This window comes from Metabacillus niabensis, assembly GCF_902829255.1.
GTDB classification, from domain to species: domain Bacteria; phylum Bacillota; class Bacilli; order Bacillales; family Bacillaceae; genus Metabacillus; species Metabacillus niabensis.
In genome coordinates, this window is the sequence record NZ_CADEPK010000141.1 from 1 (window position 1) to 12,288 (window position 12,288).

5 protein-coding genes and 1 riboswitch are annotated in these 12,288 nt (G+C 35.9%); of the genes, 3 read left to right on the forward strand and 2 right to left on the reverse strand.

Annotated elements, in window-relative coordinates; genetic code table 11:
- The first annotated feature begins 30 nt into the window (after window positions 1–30).
- Window positions 31–185: riboswitch (cyclic di-AMP (ydaO/yuaA leader) on the forward strand.
- Between the two features lie 118 nt (window positions 186–303).
- On the forward strand, window positions 304–1,560 hold the full coding sequence (locus tag HU235_RS11405; protein WP_145585011.1) for a cation:dicarboxylate symporter family transporter: 1,257 nt from the start codon (window positions 304–306) through the stop codon (window positions 1,558–1,560).
- A 1,162-nt stretch (window positions 1,561–2,722) separates the two neighbouring features.
- Here the strand turns inward: HU235_RS11405 and HU235_RS11410 are convergent.
- Entirely contained in the window at window positions 2,723–3,328 is a 606-nt protein-coding gene (locus HU235_RS11410; RefSeq protein ID WP_174880297.1) for a DUF1349 domain-containing protein, read from the reverse strand.
- Window positions 3,329–3,728: 400 nt separating this feature from the next.
- On the opposite strand from HU235_RS11410, the gene HU235_RS11415 reads away from it, so the two are divergent.
- Both HU235_RS11415 and HU235_RS11420 read left to right on the forward strand, forming a co-directional pair.
- Window positions 3,729–4,250, forward strand: a complete 522-nt coding sequence (locus HU235_RS11415; protein WP_174880298.1) for a cupin domain-containing protein — start codon at window positions 3,729–3,731, stop codon at window positions 4,248–4,250.
- Window positions 4,251–5,288: 1,038 nt separating this feature from the next.
- Complete coding sequence (locus HU235_RS11420) at window positions 5,289–10,997, forward strand: 5'-nucleotidase C-terminal domain-containing protein (RefSeq protein ID WP_174880299.1); 5,709 nt, start codon at window positions 5,289–5,291, stop codon at window positions 10,995–10,997.
- A 107-nt stretch (window positions 10,998–11,104) separates the two neighbouring features.
- Here HU235_RS11420 and HU235_RS11425 read toward each other — a convergent pair.
- A partial coding sequence (locus HU235_RS11425) for a helix-turn-helix domain-containing protein (protein ID WP_174880300.1) occupies window positions 11,105–12,288 on the reverse strand: 1,184 nt, incomplete at its 5' end.

Genomic DNA, 12,288 nt, shown 5'->3' on the forward strand with positions numbered 1-12,288 from the left:
AAATAGTATTTTGATGATAAAATTGAAATAGTTCGTTTTTTGCTTAATCTTATTTTAAGAGCGGGGGACCCAAATTTTTTCTGCGGATAGTTCCGCTATTGGTGAATTCTTTAAAAAGAAGGGGCTCATTGTTTCCCGTAGTCCTAACCTGAAAGCTAACCTCGTAAGCGATTGAGAGGAAACAGTAGGATAGAGAATGGTGAATCGGCATTAGCCGTTTTTTTGTGTGAAATATCGTATCTATTTGTTTCCCTTGCCTGAGACATTCGTTTATATAAAATCAACAAGAAGGTGGGGTAATTAATGAAAAAATTCAAATTAAGTTTAGCAAGTCAAATTTTTATCGGTCTTATATTAGGTATAATCATCGGTGGAATCTTCTATGGAAGTGAAACGGCACAAAGTGTTTTACAGCCATTTGGGGATCTGTTTCTCCGTTTAATTAAAATGATTGTCGTGCCAATTGTCCTTTCTAGTATTATCGTTGCGATTGCAGGTGTTGGTGATTTAAAATCTGTTGGTAAGCTAGGAGCTAAATCACTTACTTATTTTATAGGGATGACATTGATTGCAATAGCTGTCGGACTTATAGCAGCGAATATCTTCCAGCCTGGTGCTGGTCTAAATATGGACAAGCTGGAGCATACTGATATTTCAAACTATGTTGAAACATCAGAAGAGCAAGAAGGAAAAACAATTGCCGAAACACTTCTTCATATTGTTCCGACAAATCCAATTAGTGCAATGGTTGAAGGCGATATGCTTGCGATTATTTTCTTTGCTGTCGTTTTCGGTATTGGAATTGCAGCTATTGGAGATAAAGGAAAACCGGTTTTACGTTTCTTTGAAGGTACGGCAAGTGCAATGTTTTATGTGACAAACTTATTTATGAAATATGCGCCAATTGGTGTGTTTGCATTAATCGGGGTAACGATTTCTAAATATGGTTTTGCATCACTTATTCCATTAGGTAAATTAGCTCTTACCGTTTATGGAACAATGATTTTCTTTGTCATTGTGGTCTTAGGCATAATGGGTAAAATTGTTGGGTTCAGTATCTTTAAATTATTGAAGATGATTAAAGAAGAGTTAATTTTAGCATTTTCAACATCAAGTTCGGAAACGGTACTTCCGAAAATTATGGACAAAATGGAGCAAGCAGGAAGTCCAAAGCATATTGCGACTTTTGTTATTCCAACAGGTTACTCGTTTAATTTAGATGGTTCTGTTTTATATCAAGCAATCGCATCATTATTTATTGCGCAAATGTTTGGCATTGAACTAAGCATTGGCCAACAAATAACCCTAATGCTTGTCTTGATGGTAACCTCTAAAGGTATGGCAGGAGTACCTGGTGTCTCATTCGTTGTTCTATTAGCAACATTTAGCACAATTGGTTTACCTGCTGAAGGGTTAGCGATTATTGCTGGTATTGACCGAATTCTAGATATGGGACGTACTGCGGTGAACGTAGTAGGAAATTCATTAGCAGCGATTGTTGTCGCTAAATGGGAAGGGCAATTTAACCCTCCTCTTGAAAACATGAAAGATGCTTCATAAAATTGTCTCAGCAAGCATGAAAAGCTGTGAAATTAAGAACCTTCAACGTTAATGTTGAAGGTCTTTTTTGTGAGATGATTCTGGGATTACCTTTTCAGTAAAACACTCGTAGTAGGTATGGATGGATATTGGAACAAATAGTAAGATTGAATACCGTATGAATTAAATACAATTCTATTAACTTTTCTTATATTTAATAGAGAACCCATGTATTATAAAAAATCCATCTAGGCATATCCAATATGAGTTGAAATACACGTATACAATGTCGAAAAGTTTCCCAATAATATTGCGATTACAACGTTTTAAAGCTGTAGGAAATTAAAGGAAACTGTTATATAATCGTAAGTAATAACGAATCAAATACTTAAATAACGCAAAAATTACGCAGCTATGAAAGGAATACGATATTTAAAAAGTGTACCTCACTAAATAGATTATTCGATTTTGTAACGTGTCTAGACGAAAAGGCATTAAGGGACGAAAGGCTATTAAATGCATTAATAGAGGCAGACTTGTTAGAACCGTTAAATGATGTGATTATGCGTAAATATGAATGTAATAGAAATGCTAGTTTAGGCGTCCATTAAGGGCGTCATTTTTTTATTATCTTTTTAAGGTATTTTAAAGAAGAAAGTTTATTGAAACTTATTATTGAGAGTTGAAATTTTATAAAGGTAAGTTAAGATTTTTAGAAGAGTTAGAGGATTCTAGGTAGTACGTTTCACAAGAATTTGAATGCTCATGAGGATAAAAACTCCCCCATGGTGCTAAAATAGTTTTGGTTCGCCACCCAAAACATCAACATATGGAGGAATTTCAATGTTAAAAGACACTCATATTTAACATAAACAACATGGAATTGTAAGTATCGCGATAGAACAGACCACCTGTTATCATGGATGGTTTTGACTGGATTAGGAATTTATCTGTGGATAACTATTAACGGTGCAATATTCTCAGGTGAATTAAAAGGTACGGGTATATTCTATCGATAGACTGCGATAAAGCTCAATAAAGGGTTATATTAGGGAATCACTTACAATAAGCACATTTAAAGTCTGACCTGGAATCCATATGGCAGAATCCCGAAACTTGCCTACAAATTTTGTGCCTATGGATTGAGACTAAAAAAATAAAACTATTTCATAGAATCTTAGATTTATTCGCCAGCACGAATGTTCTTAATTGATTTATTTACTAATGTAAAGTTTTTAAACATTCGGACTCCGCCATTTCCAATCGGTGCCTGAGCGACTAAGCCAACCTTGATCGTCTTTTCAACTGGCAAACTGAAAAAACGCATCATATCAAATTTAATTCCATCTAACGAATAATGGAAAGAGAAAGCATTCCCTACCCTTGCTACTTGTAGCCACACTGTTTCTCCCTCAATGTTACAACCATTTGCGTCGTCTGATACATGATTTGTGACAACACTAACGACTGCATGTGTATCAAAATCTGTTTTTTCGAAGCAAGCTTTTGCCCAAATGTTGTCATCTTGCATTACCATAATACATGCCGCATCATACATATCCTTAAATTCATGAGAGACTTGAACGCGCATTACAAAATCTCCGCTTGCTTCAGTATAATAAAACGGAGCATTCAATAGATTTTGTGGCAACACGCCTGAATCTGAAACAACACCATTATTACAAAAAAAATCACTTTTGGCAGGCGCTTCTATAATCAATGTATCTTGACTAAATTCTGCCTTACTTTCATTAATCCACTTAAAACGATCAAATGAGTCTTTATTCATTTTATCTTTCCCTTTCTCATTCTGATTTGAATTGACAAGCTAATCTACAAGTAACAGTGATTTTGTTAGATATTTCCTAAAGTTCAATAAAAAGGGTGAAACCTTATTCCTCATATTATAACTTACAGTATTTTTGTACAAGACATTTTTGTAAAAGAAGGACGGCTCTTATTTCCTTTTTTATAGATTATGATAGTTAGGCAGGAGATCTGTTCCTTTGACTCTTGATGTGACTGGCACCAAGAACTATGTTATTCTTTTCTATAGTGTTCTCCTTATAATTGGGGGCAGGACTACTTATTCTACCTTCCACTTAATGATAAGTTTTTAATAGGTTATCAAACTAAAAATAACAATATATTAATTGATTAGATGCTAGTAATTAGGAGGAATTTATATTATGGAACAACGCGATGCACACTATTATATATCCAAACTTGGACTTGAAGCACATCCTGAGGGTGGATATTATAAAGAAACATTTAAATCAGGGGAGCAGACGACGGACAAGGAGTTATCGGTAAGCTTTGATGGGGTGCGGAAGCTTTATACGAGCATTTACTTTCTCTTAACTTCTAATAACATATCACATTTTCACCGTTTGAAATCAGATGAATTATGGTATTACCATGCCGGAAGTCCATTAACAATTCATATCATTCATGAAAATGGAGAATATGAAGAAATTAAGCTTGGATTAGATTTTGATAACGGAGAGGTACCACAAGCATTAGTTCCGAAAAACTCGATCTTTGGCTCTTCTGTTATGGATAACGATACATTTTCCTTAGTAGGATGCATGGTCTCACCTGGCTTTGAGTTTCAAGACTTTGAACTGTTCACACAAGCTGAGCTTTTATCATCTTATCCCGAGCATAAGGATGTAATTATGAAGTTGGCCTATGAAGTGCTTCCTGAGTAAGAGGTAAGATGAATTTTTCTACAGACTGACAATTTCCCTTTTAGCCATCTTTAACACCAATCTTTCCCACTTAAATCATGCTGTTTTCTGTAAATTTTTGTTGAGTATTTGGTGTTAGGGATGGTCAACTATTACATGATTCACTTCTTCGAAATAGTAGTTCGTATAGGATTTACCCTTTACACAATCTATCCCCATAATAACTAACCATATTAACATTCCCTACAAATATTCCAGCAAACATCACTATCAAATTTTTCGAAATTTCGTCATTTTTTTACAATGAATTAATACTAGGTTAATAGTAAAACGATAAAATGATAGAGGGGAAAAGTTTGTTGTGTATTTCAAGCGGGAAAATAGCAAGAAATTAACAATTTGGAACGGTTTATCTGTATATCCTTACATGAAGTGAATTAGCTTTTAAACACAGATTGATGGATGGACGTATTTTTGTTTTAGAGACGAATTAGTATTTGTTGTAAATGTCCGAATGTTGAAGAATACACCAAGTGGCATGCTTTCAAACAGTACATTACAAAGATTGAATTGTAATCTGGATTAAGAGCCAACATTCAGTTCAGTCCCTCATGGTTATAGCTCTCTAAACAAGTGTTAAATGAAGCTACAATTCAATGAAATTTCATCTTTAGGTCTACTTATGGTATTTTTAAAAACAATCATTACAAAAAATAGAAGTGGATTAAAAAAGCACGAACTTGCTGATTTAGAGATGTCGTATTAAAATTATGCGTTTTAATTGGAATCATCAGCACGAAACACATCGATAACTCCTTGAATTTTAAGGTAACATAATAAACCGTTCCAACAGCAAATTCCCCTAGAAAGTTCCCTGTACTGAAATTACAAGAGTTCTTAAGTGCATACCCCTTTCCTATTAAATGACTATTATCATACAGAAAAGAGGTTTAGTTATATAGAGGGAGCACTTTAGACAGTAATTTCGGTCTTGAAAGGCTGAAACGTTTTTCAAGTAGCAAGAGAAAAAAACAGAACCAATCTAAAAGGAGGAGAAACATGAAACGAAGACATAAGAAGAGTGCAAGTATTGTCATGGTACTTGTCCTACTTTTAAGCTTAGTTTCACCATTTGCTAATTCACATGCAAAGGCTGAAACTAGTGCGGATTTAATTATCTCAGAATATGTTGAAGGTTCTAGTTTTAACAAAGCCATTGAGTTATACAATGGAACGAGCGCAGAAATCGATTTAAGTGAATATACTCTTGAACATTATAATAATAGTGGAAGTGCCACAACCGGAACAACGACAACGGATAAGGTATTACCATTAGTGGGGAAGATTGCTGCTGGTGATACATACGTTATCTCGCGTTCAGATGCGAGTTCCGCTATTGTTGCTGTTGCTGATTATATTGATGAAAGCAAAAATGTCATTAATTTCAACGGTAACGATCAAATCGTTCTTAAGAAAAATGGAACGGTTGTGGATTCAATTGGACAAGTTGGATCAGTGGAAAATTCCCTTGCAGATGTTTCTCTAGTTAGAAATAGTAATATTCTAGCAGGAGATACAATAATTGATGATGCTTTTGATCCTACTAAGGAATGGACGAATTTAGGGAAAGATAACTTTTCAAATTTAGGAACGCACACATTCGGTGAACCTTCTGAAGAGGAACCGACAGAACCGACAGAGCCTGAAGCACCAGCAGAAGCAATGACAGTTGCAGAAGCTCGTGAAGCAGGAGCAGGTAATATTGTAACAATTGAAGGTATCGCTACAACAAAGAATGGACTTTGGGGTTATGATACTTTCTATATGCAGGATGAAACAGCGGGAATGTTCGTTTATAGTAGCCCGAAAGATGTACAACCTGGGGATAAAGTAAAAATTACTGGTAAGTTATTAACTTATAAAAACGAATTAGAAATTCAACCAACGAGTATGGAGATTATTTCCTCTGGTAACAGTCTTCCAGAAGCTCAAGTTATCGCGCCAACAGCAGTTAACGAAGCAACTCAAGGGGAATTACTAAAACTAGAAAATATAACAATTACTAACCTTGAAAGCGATAGCTATGGAACTGCGATTTTCCAAGCAAAGACAGAATCAGGTGAACAGGTACGTGTTATTCATGATAATCGCACAGGTTCTGACTATAATGAACTGATTAAATACTATAAAGAAGGCGACAAAGTTCATTTAACAGGAATCGGCTCGATTGATAATGATGGATATCATTTAAAGACATTTGGTCTTGAAAGCTATGATTTAGTCAACAAACCAGCAGTATATGTAGAACAACCACAAGGCACTGTACCAGCAGGCACAAAAATTGAACTGAAATCTGGTATTGAAGGTGCTGTGATTTATTACACGACAGATGGAACAGAACCAACTACAGAAAGTACAAAATATGTGGAACCAATTGCCTTAAATACTGGAGACACAACGATTAAAGCGATTGCTGTTAATGGTGAGGAAGTAAGCGAAGTATTTAGCTTCACTTATACGATTTTAAATACTGAAGGCGTGAAAATTCGTGATATTCAAGGAAAAGGACATGTTTCAAAATATGACGGTTCTTCAGTAAAGGGTATTACGGGTGTTGTAACATATGTTATTAACGGATCATCTTTTATCATTCAAGATGAAAATGCCGACGATGACAATACAACATCAGAAGCGATTCAAGTGTACAAATCATCTCATGGAGTTTCTGTCGGTGATAAAGTATCAGTTGACGGAACTGTAGAAGAGTATGGTGGCGGTGCAAACCTTTCTAAAACTCAAATTAACGCAAGTTTAATAACAAAGACGGGAACGGCTGAGTTACCAGCGCCACTTGTTGTTGGAAAAGACATCATGCCTCCTAACAAAATCATTGATAATGATGAAATGAAATCATTTGATCCTGCTGAAGATGGGATTGATTTCTGGGAATCTGTAGAATTTATGCGAGTTTCATTCCCGAATGCGAAAGTAGTTGGCCCTCCTTACTCAAATGATGTTCCAATCATTGTTGAGAGCACGACAAACAATGAGCTAAATAATCAAGGCGGTCTAAATATTGCAGCAGATGATTATAACCCGGAAAAAATATTTTTAGACAATGTAGGCAGTAACTTCAAATCAGGTGATACGTTTGATGGTGATGTTGAAGGGGTTATTTCTTACTCAAGCACAGGCTATCAGCTCTTAACAAACAAAGAGACATTACCAAAAGTAATCGAGTCTACAATTCAGCCTGAAGTAACTCATATTGAACCAGCTGAAGATAAATTAACTGTTGCATCATACAATATCGAAAACTTCTCAAACAATAAATCAAATACACCAGATGAGAAGGTAGCGAGAATTGCGAAAACATTTGTAGACAATATGAAATCTCCAGATGTTATTACGTTAGTTGAAGTTCAAGATAATGATGGAGAAACAGATTCAGGTAATACAGATGCTTCAGAAAGCTATCAACGCTTAATTGAAGCGATCAAAGCTGCTGGAGGTCCTGCTTACGAATGGACAGACGTGGCTCCTGTTAATAATGATAATGGTGGAGCACCTGGTGGAAATATTCGTGTAGGATATCTCTATAATCCAGAACGCGTGTCATTAGTTGACGGAACAAAAGGTACTGGTACTCAAGCAAATGCATGGAGTGAAGAGGGAAATTTAACTCTTAACCCAGGTGTGATTGACCCAGCGAAATTCCCTAATACACGTAAACCGATTGCTGCTGAATTTGAGTTCAAAGGTGAGCGAGTAGTTGTTATTGGAACACACTTGAACTCTAAAGGTGGAGATCAATCATTATGGGGATCTAACCAGCCTCCAAAATTAAATTCTGAAGCGGAACGACATGGATTAGCACAAGCAATTAATGATTTTATCGATGAGGGACTTGCAAAAAATCCTGATTTAAACGTTGTCCTTGCTGGCGATATGAATGATTTTGAATTTACAAAAACATTGGACATTCTTAAAGGAAACGAATTAACAAATATGGTGGATAAAGTTCCAGCAAACGATCGTTTCTCATATTTCTTCCAAGGCAACAACCAAGTGCTTGATCATATTCTAGTTTCGAACAACATCGCAGATAGCACAGTAGCAGATATGATTCATATTAATGCAAACTATACAGAAGCACAGGGACAAGCTTCTGATCATGATCCGTTATTGATTCAAGTTGATTTAACGGACAAAGAAACAAACAACTTTGATTTAACAGTTCTACACACAAATGATACACATGCATCCTTAGACAACATGCCGAAGACAGTTACTGCTGTTAAAGAAGAAAGAGCGAAGGATCCAAATGCACTTCTTTTACATGCGGGAGATGTATTTACTGGAACGTTATACTTTAACGAATTCCAAGGTCAAGCAGACTTAGCTTTAATGAACTTAATGGGCTTTGATGCGATGACATTCGGTAATCATGAATTCGATTTAGGTTCTTCAGCTACAGGACATGAGGGATTAGTTGAATTCATCGATGGTGCAAAATTCCCATTTGTAAGTGCGAACGTTGATTTTTCAAAAGATGATAAATTCACTGGAATTTTCAATGATTCAGTTACAGCTGATGCCAAGAACGGTCAAATTTATAACGGAATCATTAAAGAAGTAAATGGTGAAAAGGTCGGTATCTTCGGGTTAACAACAGAAGAAACCGTTGCGATTTCTAGTCCAGGATCTATCGCGTTTGAAAACTATTTAGAAGAAGCGGAAAAAGCTGTTAGGGACTTAGAAGCACAAGGTGTTAACAAAATTATCGCTTTAACACATATCGGTTATGATGATAATGCGGCAATCGATAACGATTTAGTCCTTGCAAAAGAAGTAGAAGGCATCGATATTATCGTTGGTGGTCATAGTCACACAACATTATCAGAACCAACGGTAATAGCTGAAGATGAAACACCAACAGTAATCGTGCAAACAGGAAATGCGAATAGTAACTTAGGTGTGCTAAATGCGGAATTTGACGAAAATGGCGTTATTGTTGCCCACAAAGGTCAATTAATTCCAATCGGTGACCAGGAAGCAGACAAGGAAGCTGCAGCTATTTTAGCGCCATACAAGGAACAAATTGACAAAGTTGCCCAACAAGAAATTGGTGTAACAGCTGAAGTTGCATTAGAAAACCCACGTACAAATGGAGACAATACTCAGCCAAGCGTACGTAAAAATGAAACAATCTTAGGAAACTTAATTACAGATGGAATGCTTGAAAAAGCAAAATCATTCACTGGCGAAAATGTCATTATGGCATTACAAAACGGTGGTGGAATCCGTGCCGCAATTGATGCAGGTCCAATCACGGTTGGTGAAGTCATTACAGTTCTACCATTTGGTAATACATTAGCAACAATGGATGTCACTGGTGCGGAGTTAAAAGAAGCATTTGAAATTAGCTTCGGTAAATACCCAGCAGAAAATGGCGGATTCTTACATGTAGCAGGCGGTAAAGTGGAATTTGATTCAACAAAACCGGCAGGAGAACGTGTCGTATCTGTAAAATATCTTGATGAAAATGGTAACTATGTAGAAGTTGAAGACAATGAAACATATACAATCGCAACAAATGCCTTCACAGCTAAAGGTGGAGATGGGTATGACGTCTTTGCGAAAGCATATGAAGAAGGACGTGTAACAGATTTAGGTTTATCAGATTGGGAAAACTTCAGAGATCATCTAGTAAGCCTAGAAAAGATTCCAACAGAAGTAGAAGGCCGAATCGTTGATGTAAATGATCAACCAGGAGAAAACCCAGGTGAAAACCCAGGTGAAAACCCAGGAGAAAACCCAGGTGAAAATCCAGGCGAAAATCCAGGAGAAAACCCAGGCGAGAATCCAGGAGAAAACCCAGGCGAGAATCCGGGAGAAAATCCAGGCGAGAACCCAGGAGAAAATCCAGGTGAGAACCCAGGAAATAAACCAGGCGAGAACCCAGGAAATAAACCAGGAGAAAACCCAGGAAATAAACCAGGCGAAAACCCAGGAAATAAGCCAGGAGAAAACCCAGGAAATAAACCGGGAGAAAAACCAGGTAATAAGCCAAATGAAAACCCAGGAAATTCAAATAATGCAAAAGAAATTAAAGTGCCTGTAACTAAGAATGGCAACAAGTACACAATTAGTGATGATGCACTTAAAAATCTTGAAGAAGAAGGTATAGTTGTAATTGAAGTTGACAATAAAATAAATGCAACTTTAACTCTTACAAAAGAACAAATTCAAGCTTTAAAAGATGCTAATGCAACAATTGTTGTAACAAATGGAAATGTCGATGTACAAATTCCTGCTTCTATTCTGCCATTAGCAGATAATCTAAATATTAAAATTGAGAAAATGGAAGCGAAAGGTTCTCTAGTTGCATACGACTTTACAATTGAAGCTGACGGCAAGGCGTATCATCAATTCAGTGAGAAAGTTAAACTTACATTCAAGGTTAATCCGAAACAAGTGAAAAACCCTAACAATGTAAAAGTTTACTATTGGAATGAAGCAGAAGGAAAATGGGAACTAATCGGCGGGGAATACAAAAATGGAGAAGTCTCAGCATATACTGATCACTTCAGTACGTATGCAGTATTCGACGGCGAACCAAATTCAACTTCAACTCCATCTCAAGCTGATCATGTACTTCCGAACACAGCAACGAACAACTTTAACATCATTCTTGCAGGTATCGTGTTCGTTCTAGCTGGGGGAGTATTATACTTCGTAAAGCGAAGAAAGACTGCTTCAAATTAATATGAAGTAATGAAAGAAAGGCGTGCTTATTTGATGCACGCCTTTTTCTTCGTCATGATAATAATGAAAATTTGTATATCCAGATGCCTAGAGTATCGTCAATCTCTTTAAATTAAATGATGTCTCTCTTTATATTGTTTGGGAGTAATCCCTTCAAATTTCTTAAAAACCTTCGTAAAGTAACTTTGATCAGTAAATTGAAGTAAGGAACTTATTTCTGATAGAGGGGTATTTGTATAGGCGATAAGGTTTTTTGCTTCTTCTATTTTTATTTTTTGAATGTAGTCACTCACAGAAATGCCTACTTCCTTCTTAAAAAGAACTGACAAATAACTTTGGCTTAATTGAACAATATTTGCTACATCTTCGTGAGTGATTTTTTCAAACCGGTTTGAGTAAATATAATTTTTGCAAATTGTAACCGTTATTGTGTGCTGCTGCTCTTTCACTTCGGAAACCCTTTTTGTAAAAGTAAAGATAGCCTCCATCTGTAAGTTGTCTATCTCCTCAATAGAAGCTAAATCCTCTAGTCGTTGAATATAACTATCACTTAAAGAAAAGGCAATTTCTGAGTGTAGACCACCATCAATGGCAGCTCGAGTAGCAATGGCTATGGCTACGATACCTAAATTCTTTTTTGAACGGACATGGCTTGTTTTTGATAATACCCCGGTTGTTTCTTCCTCTAATTTGGTAAACATCCTTAATTCTTCTATCCGTCCCTCTTTAATAATTGAAAGGAGTTGTTTTTCTAATAAAGGGTCATGATGACTAGCTTCATATGGGTTAGCTTTTTCAGAGATGATATTAGTCGGTTCCATTCCTATTGACTTTTGTTTAAGTAGATTATTCTCATAAGCTACTTCTTTTGGTGAGAGTAAGATATTGTTGATTAAATAATTACTCATGACGCCTAGATGAATTATTTTTTCTTTTGAAATAATAGGAATCATTTTATAGTAATTGAACACTTGTTCTCTATGAGTAAAGACGTGAAAGTCATTAATGATTCCGTTAATTTTCTGTTCGAATAATACATAGGGAAGAGTAGGACCAATGACAACTGTACCGATAAATTCGTTATTTTGTAGAACGCTTATAATAATATAATTCTCAAAAAAATATGTTTTTTTTATAACAGGGAAACTGTATTGCTTATCTGGTTCGAAATTTAATAAAGAAAATAAATTCTGCTTGTCATTATGATATAGAGGATTTAATTTTCGTTGATCAATATACTCAAAAATGATGTTTCCTGATGGAGTGATAAAGAATGTCGATACATCATGTA